The organism is Pelatocladus sp., assembly GCF_059505505.1.
In genome coordinates, this window is the sequence record NZ_JCACKS010000271.1 from 17708 (window position 1) to 32003 (window position 14296).

8 protein-coding genes are annotated in these 14296 nt (G+C 40.0%); 4 read left to right on the forward strand and 4 right to left on the reverse strand.

Features of this window, described 5'->3' with window-relative positions; translation table 11 throughout:
- The first annotated feature begins 557 nt into the window (after window positions 1-557).
- Window positions 558-830 carry a glutaredoxin 3 gene (grxC, locus tag AC5JMK_RS28895; protein ID WP_096673597.1) on the forward strand — a complete coding sequence of 91 codons (273 nt, stop codon included), beginning with the start codon at window positions 558-560 and terminating at the stop codon, window positions 828-830.
- A 114-nt stretch (window positions 831-944) separates the two neighbouring features.
- Window positions 945-1913, forward strand: a complete 969-nt coding sequence (gene gshB, locus AC5JMK_RS28900) for a glutathione synthase (RefSeq protein ID WP_495911591.1) — start codon at window positions 945-947, stop codon at window positions 1911-1913.
- 467 nt (window positions 1914-2380) lie between these two features.
- Here the strand turns inward: gshB and ftsZ are convergent, their stop codons facing one another.
- From ftsZ to AC5JMK_RS28915, 3 genes are all read right to left on the reverse strand, one after another.
- Entirely contained in the window at window positions 2381-3673 is a 1293-nt protein-coding gene (gene ftsZ, locus AC5JMK_RS28905) for a cell division protein FtsZ (RefSeq protein WP_096673593.1), read from the reverse strand.
- 56 nt (window positions 3674-3729) lie between these two features.
- Window positions 3730-4017, reverse strand: coding sequence for a hypothetical protein (locus AC5JMK_RS28910; RefSeq protein ID WP_096673591.1), 288 nt, complete (start codon window positions 4015-4017; stop codon window positions 3730-3732).
- A 795-nt stretch (window positions 4018-4812) separates the two neighbouring features.
- Window positions 4813-5676, reverse strand: a complete 864-nt coding sequence (locus AC5JMK_RS28915; RefSeq protein WP_096673589.1) for a cell division protein FtsQ/DivIB — start codon at window positions 5674-5676, stop codon at window positions 4813-4815.
- An 847-nt stretch (window positions 5677-6523) separates the two neighbouring features.
- Here AC5JMK_RS28915 and AC5JMK_RS28920 point away from each other — a divergent pair.
- Complete coding sequence (locus AC5JMK_RS28920; RefSeq protein WP_096673587.1) at window positions 6524-7870, forward strand: ATP-binding protein; 1347 nt, start codon at window positions 6524-6526, stop codon at window positions 7868-7870.
- A 54-nt stretch (window positions 7871-7924) separates the two neighbouring features.
- Entirely contained in the window at window positions 7925-12997 is a 5073-nt protein-coding gene (locus tag AC5JMK_RS28925; protein WP_495911592.1) for a WD40 domain-containing protein, read from the forward strand.
- 64 nt (window positions 12998-13061) lie between these two features.
- Here AC5JMK_RS28925 and AC5JMK_RS28930 read toward each other — a convergent pair whose 3' ends face one another.
- Window positions 13062-14294: a methionine gamma-lyase family protein gene (locus AC5JMK_RS28930; protein WP_096673583.1), complete on the reverse strand. Its 1233-nt coding sequence runs from the start codon at window positions 14292-14294 to the stop codon at window positions 13062-13064.
- Window positions 14295-14296 lie beyond the last annotated feature (2 nt).

Genomic DNA, 14296 nt, shown 5'->3' on the forward strand with positions numbered 1-14296 from the left:
ACGTCTGTGTTTTTGAGACATCAGGCGTTCCCGCAGGGTAGGGTTAGGCCTGCCTACGCAGGCTATAATTAGTCCGCGCAGGCGGACTAGGTTTGTGTAGCCGCGACTTCTAGTCGCCAGGTAAGTTTGAAAAATTGGGATGCTCCCCATTAGTAGCGTGGCAAGGCTAAATTTGTGCATTAGATTTTTAGTTGCTATACGGCAAATACTGAAATTTTTTTTCGATGACCCTAATTTTTTATCAGTGCAATCTCTGAGGTTTAAAGTATCGTAAATCGAATAATATCGGTTTGTTACGCAACTAGATGCAATTCATATAAGTTTTCCTGGATAAGCATTTGCACGAGTTTGTTATTATTTTTTAGTGACATGCTCATCAGCAAATGCTCTTACATAAAATACTTAAATTTGGTATTAAATTTACTAGTTTATCCAAATTAAAAATGAGTATGACAAATGAAACGTTTGCTTAGAATTTGATAAAAGTAGGATAAAGCAGCCACAGCCAGTAATAACATTCTAAAATTTAAGAAATATTAAATAAAATTGAGGATATTATGGCTGCGAAAGTAGAAATTTACACTTGGAGGACTTGCCCATTTTGCATCCGCGCTAAAAGCTTGCTGAAGAAAAAAGGGGTAAACTTCAGCGAGTACAGTATTGATGGAGATGAGGTCGCACGAGAGAAAATGGCTCAAAGAGCAAATGGAAGACGCTCCGTACCACAAATTTTTATCAATAATGTTCACGTCGGTGGTTGTGATGATATATACGCTTTAGATAGTCGAGGACAGCTAGATAATTTATTAGCTTCTGGCAATAGCGTATAGATAGAAGAGTTCGATGGTATTTTTGTTGGGGAGCGATCGCAAAACTTGTTTAACGATCACGCGATAATCTAAATTGAATGACCGTGGAAGTTGCTGGTAATTGAGGCAGAAAGCGTGAAATTGGCTTTTATTATTGATCCCATACAGACTCTAGACCCTTGTCATGACACAAGCGTCGCTCTAATGGAAGCAGCACATGTCATGGGACATGAAGTCTGGATCACTCAAGCGAATTTACTAAGTGTAGTAGCAGGAAAAGCTTGGGCTATTTTGCAACGGGTAGAACTCGTGCCTATTGAATTGGTGGAAGGACTCTGGGTAGCAGCGAATCCTTGGTACACTCTGGGCGATCGCATCTGCATGTCTTTGGAAGCAATGGATGCTGTATTCATGCGAACCGATCCACCAGTTACAGTTTCATACCTCTATGCTACCTACATTCTGGACTACATTGATCAAGACAAAACCTTGGTCATCAATAGTCCTAGTGGTATCCGAGCAGCAAATGAAAAAATGTACGCCCTTCAGTTTACCAAGGTAATACCAGAAACCATTGTTACCGCCGATAAGCAGATTATCCGAGATTTTGTGGAAGCAAAAGGTACAGCAGTTCTCAAACCACTAGGTAATAAAGCTGGTGAGGGAATTTTAATTTTGCAACCAGGCGATCGCAACCTCAACTCCATGATCGAGCTTAGTACTCTTCGGGGTGGAGTACCTGTGATGGTACAAAATTTTATCCCAGAGGCGAAAGCAGGAGATAAACGCATCATCCTTGTTGATGGCAAACCGATTGGAGCAGTGAATCGCCTTTCTGCTAGCGGTGAATTTCGCAATAACATGGCTGCTGGTGGTACAGTTGCCAAAACCGAAATTACCCCAAAAGAACACGAAATCTGCTCCGAAGTTGCCGAAACCCTACGTCAAGACGGCCTAGTTTTTGTCGGGATCGATGTAATTGGTGGCTACTTGACAGAAGTCAATGTCACCAGTCCCACAGGAATACGTGAAATTGATCGACTAGAGGGTATTCGCCTTGGTCATCTGGTGATCAAATGGGTTGAGCAGACAAAAAATTTATAAATTATTGATTATGAATTATGAATTCTTTCAATCTTCATAATTCATGATTCATCTGTAATTACTCTTGCACCCTGGAAACTGAAACAATAAATTACAAATAACATAGAGAGTTACAGTGGCGTCCGGTGCTGAAATTTAGACCGAACAGCTAAAAAATAGCTCTGTGTTGAAAGACTACAAAAGCAAAATAAGTCCATCATTAACAATACTTATCCAGACCCAAGACACTATTAAGACAACTGAATCAATAACCAAAACAAAGGCGATCGCTTTCGTTTTTTACCAAACACACTGATGATTTTAAACAAGCTGACTCCAGCCTAAACTACTTTCAGTCTATGGGATACGTAGATGAGTTGAGATACTGATTGGCTACACCAAAAATGGTAACTAAATTGCTGATCATAACCCCTGTTATAAACTAGTGGAATTAGAAATGAGCAGCCGGCAAGCCAACAGTTAATCTTTTAATTGCGTGGTGGTGTCCGCTTCCGCAGAAAATCAGGAATATCCAATATGGTTCCTTTTTCTTTTGGTTCTGGAGTTGGTGTTGGTGGAGTGGGCGCAGCAGGCTGTTGCATTGGTCTTCTTTGTGGTGGGGTTTGTACTACTCGCCCTTGGGTAACGTTTGGCTGTTGTGCAGTTGGGGCTTCACCTGTAAATCCAGTTGCAATCACGGTGAGTCTGACTTCACCTTGGAGTCTGTCATCAATCACTGCCCCAAAAATGATATTGGCATTGGGATCAACCACTTCATAAATTGTTTCAGCAGCAGCATTCACCTCGTGTAGTGTGAGATCGCTACCACCAGTGATGTTAAAGACAACACCCCTAGCTCCTTCAATCGAACACTCAAGTAATGGCGAAGAAATTGCTGCGATCGCAGCTTCTCTGGCTCTAGATTTTCCAGAACCAATACCAATCCCCATTAATGCTGATCCTGCATCTGCCATTACTGCTCGCACATCTGCAAAGTCAACATTGATCAAACCAGGAATGGTAATAATATCGGAAATACCTTGTACCCCTTGGCGTAACACATCATCTGCATAGCGAAAAGCTTCTTGCATCGGTGTTTGTTCAGGGATCACTTCCAGTAGCTTGTTGTTAGGGATGATAATTAATGTATCTACCCTACTTTTTAGCCCTTCGATCCCTTGCTCTGATTGGCTGATCCGGCGACGCCCCTCAAAGATAAACGGACGTGTAACTACACCAACGGTGAGAGCGCCCATTTCTTTGGCTATTTCTGCCACAATCGGAGCTGCACCTGTACCAGTTCCACCACCCATACCAGCAGTAATAAATACTAAATCAGCACCGTCTAAAGCCGTCGCAATCTCATCCCGTGACTCCTCAGCAGCTTTTTGACCAATAGCAGGATTACCACCTGCTCCCAACCCCCGTGTTAGTTTCTGCCCTATTTGTAGTCTGCTCGGAGCTGCTGCCAAAGTCAGAGCTTGAGCATCTGTGTTGATAGACCAAAACTCTACACCACTGACATCTGATGCAATCATGCGGTTAACAGCATTGCTACCACCGCCACCTACACCAATCACTTTAATGTTGGCAACTCGACCGGGAACAATGTCGCCGATTCGGGTATCTTCATGCTCTATTTTTTTACTGTCATTATTTTGCCCAAAGCTCAACCCTGAATGATTAAACGGATTTGTGGAATTCACAGCCAGTGAAAAAGCAGACTGTCCTGGAGATTGGGAGTTTTTATAGGTAAGTCCTTGGTTATTATCAAGTGTCATTGGATTCACAAAGGTAGATAAACGGCTTTTTAAGGTGTCATTCACCTAAGAGTCAACTATAGTTTGACGCTACCATCAACAATATGACATTGTTTTTTCTTGTTCTTCCCACTTCTAACCCTTTCGGGATTAGAGGTAGGAACATTTGTTATGGGGTAAGTCATCAAGGCGCTTGTTTGCACAGTTAATTCTAGAGAAGTATACCTACTATTTACTTGAAAATGACCTGTATCACTTCCACCAGACATTAATATATTCACTGCTTTTTTACCGATTTGGTTCGGTATCCCCTTTGTAACCCCAATAACCTTTTTCGTTTGCTGCCGTTGCTTTATGTTGGTCATTAATTTTACAGTTATAAGTGTATTTTTTTTCTTTTCTCATTAAAATAAGCCAGAAGACTGGTATAAAATATTAGGCATAAAACTATTAAAACATTGCTGAAAACCAAAAATAGATAGTTCCAAGTTCAAAAATTGCATAGCCACGCAGTATTGAATTATACTCTTACATTTAAAAATCAAATTTTTGCACGTAAAATACTGAGATAATTGTATTACTTGCAAAGACTGGCGATGACACGTTAGTTCTCGGTTGATGATATGTTTAATCGGATTCACTATTGGGGATAATTGCAACTTCATACAAATTTAGTGTCTTAATATTTTATTTACCTATGCTCTAAATAGAGGTGACGGAAAAACTATATTTGTAGTGTTTTACTGAGGTTTTGAAACATCTTATTGATTTACTGCTTTACTTAGCTCAATTCAAACATCTACCTAAGAGTAAACTCTCGAAAAGTCTTTAAAAGCAACAGTTTACCTACATGAATTGGCAGGTAATAAAAAGAACTTCAATATAGCAAGTATTGTGCTAAACTGAAGATTGGGTAGTTAAAAATTGCTTTTAGGTAAGATGCTATAAGTAAAGAACCTAACATCTTCTACCCATCATTAGATGTTAGTTAAATAACAATAATACCTTTTACTGTCTAAAGAGAGGTTTTGCAACTAATCCTCCAGTTGTAATTACGAAGTTAATGCCGATTTTGACATAGATGACTGGGCAAACCCAACTCAACAATAAACATAATTATTCAACATAAAACTTCTTTATAGCCTAAGAATCTTCTAACATCAAACACGCAAGTTTTTTTTGCTCGGTTTGGATATTGGTTTCCTGTTTTTTTGGTTCATTTGTACTAGCAAGTGTTCTGGATTTTTCAAATCGATATATTCTATTTCATTGGGATTTAGTTGTGAGGGGAGATGGCGAATTTGGGCAAGTACCTTAATTTGTTCTGGTAACTGGGGACTGGGAGTACCGAGATGTACCAAACCTAGTTCTGTTTTTATAATCAAGTTTGTTGGGTCTTGCCAATCTATTTCTGTCACTTTTAAGGAAGTTTGACTGATCGCTTCATAGAAAGAACTCCAGTAGGAACGATATTGTTCTGGTGATCCGATCACTTTTAAAGTTGGCAGTTTGACTCTAGAGTTGAGGGAAGTCAAATTTTTTAAAGGTATCCAGACGCCATTCGCATCTAGTAATCCCATGGTTACTTTTGTATTGGCATTTTTACTATTGGCTTGTTCTCGCCGCATTTGAGCGATCGCGACTGGTGTTCTTTCCTGAAGTTGGACTACCAAGCCAGGAGGAAACAGGCGACGACTCACGGTTGCTTGGGAAATACTTGGTTGTTGCTGTAGAGAACGAGCAATCCGAGATGGTTCAATCTTCCACAAAGATTGGGGATAAGACAACACTAGCAAAGACTGAACCTCTTGAGCCGAAAGCAATTGATTTCCTGTAATCACCACATCTTTGGGAGTTTTGAGAACCCAATTCGGTTGAATTGCTATCCAAAGCAAACCACCCGCCAAACTAGTTACGCTCACAGTTCGCCAAATCGCTTGAATAAGTTTGATCAACCGCTTTTTACGTAACTTCTTACGGCGTCTTGCTAAGATTGTGCGGGAAATTGATACTATGCTAGCCATTCAAACCTCTTCCACACCCTTAATCCAAGTCGTTAATTGTTAATTGCACATTAGTAGCATTCAATAATTGTAGTCAAAGCTGCCGTTTCAACACTCTACAGCAACAAAATCAAGATTTTAGTAGTTAGCCATTGTACATTCATACAATTTGAAATTTACAATTGTTCTGAAATCTGGACTTTGAACTTATGTAGCTTTTGTTTGATGCGTGACCAATCATTCCAAGCCTGCTCAGAATTATCGGTGATCATTTAATTAAAAAAGCTACAAGTTTTGTTGACAAATAGATATTTTTGTGCATCTGTAAATCAGGACAGAGTAATTAGCGAAAACGAAATTATACTCTGATTTTGCATCGCTCAGAGAATTATCTGTCATCAAAACTTCTACTAAAATCGTTTAAAGTATAATCTATGACAATCCAAATAGCATGTGTTCTAATTATTGCGAAAAATAAAAATAGATAAACATACTGTATTTTGGTTTGCAAAAAATAGTCAAAAAAATCACTATTTTATACAATAATTGCCTGATGCATTCTTGTAAATATTTATACTCAAGATTTTATATAACACACTAAGCTGAGGATACTATCTAGTATGGTTCACCGTTAAAGCGTGATTGAGATTGACATAAATTTATCTGGGATTAAAATTAGAGATTGTCAAAATATCAACAATAGGTGTAAAAAAGACAAGATATAATCCACATATCAGGGAGTGATAAAATTCTTACCATGCTACGGACTTACTAAACGCAAAAAATGCAGAATAAGTCTCATGCATACTTTTATGGGAAGGTAAGGGTTACTTATTTTTTTTTATACTCAAAACAAGTCTGCATCTACATGAAAACATCACTAAATTTGCAACGTTTTTATCAAGCCTGTAATCCTAGTAAAACCCTGGTAATGGGTGATGCATCAGATCGACAATACTACATAGACTTTTCTGATGTGCGTGGTTGCAAAATTGTGGAAGAACTGCAACGCACAATTGTCCGTATTTCTCCAAATGACCCAACTTGCCAGTTATTTACAGGTCATATTGGTTGTGGTAAATCAACAGAATTACAGCGCCTAAAGACAGAACTAGAGCAGACAGGCTTTCATGTCGTTTATTTTGAATCCAGTCAAGACTTAGACATGGCCGATATTGACGTCAGCGATATTTTGCTGAGTATAGCCCGTCAAGTCAGCACTAGTTTAGAAGCAATTAACATCAAAGAGAAATCAGGTTATTTTGCTAATTTGTTTCGAGAAATTGGGGATTTTTTACAAACTCCAATAGATTTATCAGCAGAAGCAGAATTGTCTTTAGGTATTGCGAAAATTAGCGCCAAAACTAAAGATAGTCCACAATTACGCAATCAACTGCGCCAGTACTTGGAACCACGCACCAATGGTATTCTGCAAGCAATCAACGAAGAATTGCTAGACAAAGCTGTTCAACAGCTAAAGCAGCGTGGTCAAAAAGGATTAGTAGTAATTGTCGATAACTTAGATCGAGTTGATATGCGCCCCTTAGCTTCAGGGCGATCGCTACCAGAATATCTTTTCATTGACCGAGGCGAACAGTTACGCCGACTCAAATGCCATATGGTCTACACTATCCCCCTGGCATTAATTTTTTCTAATGAGTACGAAACACTCAAAAACCGTCTTGGGGGTGGTATCGCTCCGAAAGTGTTACCAATGGTACTTGTGCGCCAAAGAGATGGTAGTGACTACGAATCAGGAATATCTCTGTTACGCCAACTAGTACTAACAAGGGCTTTTCCTGAAATTTCCTGGAATGCAAGGCTAGGCTTAATCACAGAGTTATTTGATCATCCCCAAACTCTAGATCGCCTATGTCGGATCAGTGGTGGTCATATTCGTAACCTTCTAGGTCTGTTATACAGTTGTCTGCAACGGCAAGATCCACCTTTTTCTCAGGATTGTTTAGAAGCAGTAATCAAAGACTATCGTGATGATCTGCTATTAGCAATTGATGAACAAGTCTGGGAATTGCTATTAGAAGTAGTGAATCAACAAAGTGTCAAAGGCGAATCTGATTACCAGACATTGCTACGCAGTATGTTTGTCTTTGAATACCGTGATACTACAGGACGCTGGTTTGGTATTAGTCCAGCATTAGCGGAAACAGAAAAAATCCTCGCTTGGCAGCAAAGCAGGCTTATTCACAACTCATAACTATTTCTGACGTTTTCTAAAATCTAAAATCTAAAATCTAAAATCCAAAATCGGATGACAGAGTGGAAATTCACAGGTACTGAGAACGCCAGTGAAAATCAGCGTTCTGTGCAAAGGTTGATCCGGGCGATCGCACTGTCTAAAAGTCAATTTGCTCTAATTTTAGTGCGATGCAATTACAGGCAACTATGCGAACAAATGTTAGAGAACCTCCGTTCTTTAACTAAAGATATTTACTTACGAGAAGTTTTTCTTTCGACTTCGTCCACTGCTCTACATGCCACTATTGTTTCAGAACTATTTTTAGATAATCCTACTGTAATTACAGATTGTTTACCATCTGCTGTGATGATTTTCGGTCTAGAGACAGTTAGTGCTTTGGAAGACTTGTTAATTGGTATCAACCAAGCACGAGATATCTATGCTGATAGTTTTCCTTTTCCCGTAATATTGTGGCTTACAGACGAAGTAGCAACATTGCTGTCGAGATTAGCACCTGATTTTAAAAGTTGGGCAGCAACTACGATCAAATTTGAAATGGCAAAAGAAGATTTGATTGCTCTAATTAAGCAGCAGACAGAATCTTTATTTGCCAATATTTTAGCAGCAGGAGCAGAACATTTTTTATCTAATGCTGCCCTTGATTTAGATCCTAAATCTCAGCAGCGTCATGAAATAGAGTCAGCACGTCATGATTTGAAAACGCGTTATGACGTCAAATTAGAACCAGAATTAACAGCAAGTCTCGAATTTGTTTTGGGACGCGATCGCTATGCTAATGATGAAATTGAAGAAGCTTTAAATTATTTTCAACACAGTTTAGAGCTTTGGGAGCAACAAGAGAATACACAGAAGTTCTCTATGTCTTCTGTAGATCGCTCACTACTGAGACAAGCCGTTGTACTCTTTCACCAAGGACTGTGCTATCGTCGAATGGCTGAATTACGTCCTGCGCTCAACAGAAGGTATTGGCAAGACGCACTCTTTTGGTTTAAGCAATGTCTAGGAATTTTAGAAAAAGCACAAAGACAAGATTTAGTAGCTAAATTCATTTTGCCAACTTGCGAAATGTTGCAACGTTTACAAGCTTGGCAAGATTTGCAAGAATTAGCTCTCAAGTCTTTAGAATTGCATCGAATCTATGGTGATGAAGTACAAGTAGCACAAGACTATGGTTTTTTAGCTGCTGTGGCTGCTTCTGAGTCAAATTGGACAGCTGCCCATGAATTAGCCAATTCTGCGCTTTCTATTGCTGAAGAAGCACCAAAGGTTTCCCGTCAACAAGAAAGTTCCTATCTGCTTTTACTAGGGCGAACACAGCGACAGATGGGAGAGTGGGAAGAAGCAGTCAATAATCTAGAGTGGGCGAAGATTGTTTGTGAACCACAGTATGAGCCATCACTGTACTTAGAAATTGTGGATGAATTGCGATCGCTATACTTTGTTGAACGCCATGACTACTTAGAGGCATTTAATCTCAAAAAAGAAAAAGCTCAAATTGAGCATCAATATGGCTTTCGTGCTTTCATTGGCGCTAGTCAATTACAGCCACAACGTTACAGAATTAATTCGGCCCTACACTCACAAACAAGCACAATCTTTCCCGAAGAAATTGCCCAAGAAATAGCCGCTTCTGGAAGACAGCAAGATATTAATCGCTTAATTGAAAGAATTACCCGTGCAGACTGTAAACTCACAGTTATTCATGGGCCTAGTGGTGTTGGTAAAAGTTCAATTCTCAAAGCTGGTTTAGTTCCAGCTTTAAAACAAACAATCATCGGAGAACGTAATCCTTTACAGATTGTCTTATCTGTTTATACAGATTGGCAAACAAGTTTAGGACATAGTTTAAACCAGGCGATCGCTCAAAACAAAATCACTACTCAGAGTGAGTTTTCTCACAATTTTATTATCAAGCAATTAAAATCATTAACTGATCGTAATTATACTATTATCTTGATTTTTGACCAGTTTGAAGAGTTTTTCTTTGTTAATAAAAATGCCTTGGCTAGAACCGAATTTTATCAAATTTTTAGTGAATGTTTAAATATTGCTTATGTGAAAATTATTTTATCATTGCGAGAAGATTGTTTACATTATTTATTGGATTTAGAGCGTTTTTGTAATCAGAATAATGCTCGTGGTTATGATTTAGATGTAATTAATAAAAACATTTTAGATAAAGATATTCGCTACTACTTAGGAAAATTTTCTAAAAAAGATGCAATTGTTGTTATTCAAAGTCTAAATCAACGTTCTTATTATGGATTAAGTCATGAGCTAATCAACCAAATAGTAAATGATTTAGCAGGAGATATTGAAGAAGTACATCCGATTGAATTACAAATAGTCTGCGCCCAACTACAAACCGAAAAAATTACTACTATTGAAGAGTATAAGCGTTGTGGTGGCTCCAAGAAATTAGTACAGCGCTGGTTAGAAGAAGTAATCCAAGATTGTGGTCAGGAAAACGAATATTTAAGTTGGAAATTATTGTTTGAGTTAACTGATGAAAAAAGTACAAGACCGATTAAAACAAAAGCTGAGTTAGTAGCTGCACTAATTCAAGAAAGAGACGGGAAAATCGGTAAATGGGGAGATAAAGGAGCAAGTAAAACTATAACTTCATCTCGAAATCTCTATCACCCCATCATCAATATAGAAATAATTTTAGACATATTGGTAGGTAGTGGACTAATATTGCGAGTTCGGGAAGAATCAGGCGATCGCTATCAATTAGTTCATGATTATTTAGTAGAACCAATTCGTAAAAAAAATAACTATGGCATAGTTGCTGAACTTGCCAAAATCAGATTTGAAAAAACAAAAGCTGAAGTAGCTCAAAAAGTCAGTCAAGAAAAACTGAATTTAGTTTTACAAAGACGATTGCGAGAAGCACGTATTGCAGGTGTATTATTGGCAATCATGTCAACAACAATAGCAGGGTTATGGTGGCAAGCTGACTTACAAAAAAGAGCAGCTATTCGTGAAACAATGCGGGCAGAAAATAGCGAGACTAATTTGAAAATTAGTGCGATCACAGCCTCCTCAGAAGCTTTATTTGCGTCCAATAAAGAATTTGATGCTCTTCTGGAAAGTTTACGTGCATGGCAGAAACTTAAGCAAGCAAATGGAATACAATCAGATACTAAGATGCGGGTAGTAACTGCTTTACAGCAGGCAGTATACGGAGTCACCGAGGTCAATCGTCTAGAGGGACACAATGATATTGTTTGGGGTATTGCATTCAGCCCCGATGGCAAATTATTGGCATCAGGTAGCCGCGATCGCACAATCAAGTTATGGCATCCTAATGGTGCGTTAATCCAGACTCTTGATCATCATAGCGATGCAATCACTGGTCTTAGCTTTAGTCCTGATGGTCAAACTCTCGCCTCTGCTAGTCGCGACAAAACAGTCAAAATCTGGCGTCGTCATCCCATCACAGGAAAATTTTTTCCCCAACCCGAAAAAACTCTCCAAGGACACACCGATTGGGTCTTCAGCGTGAATTTCAGCCCAGATGGCAAATTATTAGCTACAGGTAGTAAAGATACAAATGTTAAGCTATGGCGTCGGAATGGAAAATTCATCAAAACACTGCGGGGACATCAAGGTTGGGTGAATTGGGTCAGCTTTAGTCCTGATGGCCAATTTCTAGCCTCAGCTAGTGACGACAAAACAGTCAAAATCTGGCGACACGACGGTAAATTACTGAAAACTTTGTTAGCGCATCAAGAGGGAGTCGCGACCCTAGCTTTTAGCCCTAACGGTCAAATACTCGCAACATCAGGTCGAGACAAAACTGTCAAGCTTTGGCGGCGTTTGGGTAAAAGTGGTAAAGATAATTATGATTTTCGTCTTTATAAGACTTTACAACAACAAAATACTATTGTATGGAATCTCAACTTTAGTTCTGATGGTCAACAGCTAGCTTGTGCAGGTGATGACAACACTGTATACCTGTGGAAAATCAATGAAAAAGGCGAGGTGGAAAATCAACCTGACAAAACCTTTAAAGGACACAGTGATGGTGTTGTCAGTGTTGCTTTCAGTCCTGATCATAGGCTATTGGCATCGGCTAGTTATGACAAAACAGTCAGATTATGGAGTCTAAATGCTTTGAGACTACCTGTCCTTCAAGGTCACACAGATCGAGTTTTGAGTGTGAGTTGGAGTCGTGATGGCAAAATGCTGGCTTCTGGTAGTAAGGATCACACTGTCAAACTCTGGCAACGTGAACTCAAGAGTGGTAAAACTCGTTTGTATAAAACTTTAGTTGCACATACTGATAGAGTTCCGAGTGTCAGTTTTGACCCCCAAGGTCAGATGTTGGCTTCAGGGAGTTATGACAAAACCGTGAAACTTTGGGGGCTAGATGGTCATCTACTCAAGACTCTGACAGGACATAGCGATAGTGTCATGAGTGTTAGTTTTAGTCCAGACGGAGAGTTATTAGCATCAGCTAGTAAAGATCGGAGTGTGAAACTTTGGAATCGTGAAGGTCACTTAGTTAAAACTCTATTAGGACATCAGGGTTGGGTAAATAGCATCAGTTTTAGCCCGAATGGTCAAATTCTTGCTTCAGCCAGTGATGATCAAACGGTAAAACTTTGGCGACGAGACGGTACTTTGTTGAAAACTTTTTCACCTCATGATAGTTGGGTTTTGGGTGTAAGTTTTAGTCCCACTGATCATTTACTAGCTTCTGCTAGCTGGGATAATACCGTCAGGCTATGGCGTTCTGATGGCACATTATTGAAAACATTGTTAAAGGGCTATAGCGATAGTGTTAACTCTGTAACTTTTAGCCCCAATGGCGAGATTCTTGCTGCTGCTGGTTGGGATAGCACAGTGAAAATTTGGAGTTATGATGGCAAATTGATCAAAACTCTTAATGGACATCATGCTCCGGTATTGAGTGTAAGTTTTAGTCCCGATAGTCAAACCTTAGCATCAGCTGGCAATGACAACATCATCATCTTATGGAATTTAGACATGAATGACTTACTAGTGCATGGTTGTAACTGGGTAAGTGATTACCTTCGCTACAATCGCAATGTCGATCAACGCGATCGCTCTCTGTGTCATGGTTTCATCTCACGCTCCCCGAAGGAACAGACGTGAGGCTTCTTGCTGTTTCCCCTGTCGCTACACCCCACTCCTTGAAGGGGTGGGATTCTCAATTGACTTAGCTTGCTGATCCTACCGCCTCAATAGCAGCTTCTAGAGCGATCGCCACATGAGTCCAATGTGTTCCCCCTTGGCAATACACTACATACGGTTCTCGTAACGGCCCGTCCGCCGAGAACTCTAATGTGCTACCCTCAATAAATGTCCCGCCAGCCATGACGACTTTGCTTTCGTAACCTGGCATTTGATCAGGAATGGGGTCTAGATAAGAACCGATGGGTGAATTTTGTTGTATTGCCTTACAAAATGCAATTAACTTCTCGGCAGAACCGAGTTTTATTGCTTGGATCACATCACGCCGAGGTGCAAGGGGTGCGGGATTAACTGGATAACCAAGCTTGTCAAAAACATAACCTGTCAAGTGCGTACCTTTCATGGCTTCCCCTACCATCTGGGGTGCAAGAAATAAGCCTTGGAAGAGTAGACGATTTTGGTCAAAGGTCGCACCGCCGTAACTACCGATACCAGGGGCAGTCAGGCGACAGGCAGCCGCTTCTACCAAATCAGCGCGACCAGCGACGTAACCACCAGCTGTGACAATAGTTCCACCAGGGTTTTTGATCAAGGAACCCGCCATTAAATCAGCGCCGACCTGCGTAGGTTCACTGAGTTCTATAAATTCGCCGTAGCAATTATCAACAAAGCAAATCGTGTTTGGATTTTGCTGCTTGACTAAATTAATAATTTTTTCAATATCAGCAATTGACAAACTCGGACGCCAAGAATAGCCACAAGAGCGCTGAATGAGGACTAAACTAGTTTTATTCTCTACCGTTCGGCTTAAAGCTTGCCAATCCACTGTTCCTTCTGGAGTAAGATCCAATTGGCGATAGCGGATGCCAAACTCTATAAGGGAGCCTTGACCATGACCCCGTAAACCTATCACTTCTTCTAATGTGTCGTAAGGAGCGCCAGCCACCGAGAGTATTTCGTCACCAGGACGGAGGACACCAAGTAAGGCACAAGCGATCGCGTGAGTTCCAGATACAAACTGAACTCGCACAATAGCTGCCTCTGCGCCCATAACTTCGGCAAACACTTTGTCTAAAGTTTCTCGCCCTAAGTCATCATGACCGTATCCTGTGACACCTGCAAAATGGTGAGCGCCGACTCGATGATGGCGAAAAGCACTTAACACTCTGTAAAGATTTCTCTTGACCTGAGCGTCAATTCCAGAAAAAATCTGTAACAGTGCCTGTTCTGCTTGCCGCAGCTGTTCCAAGCTGTTCATTA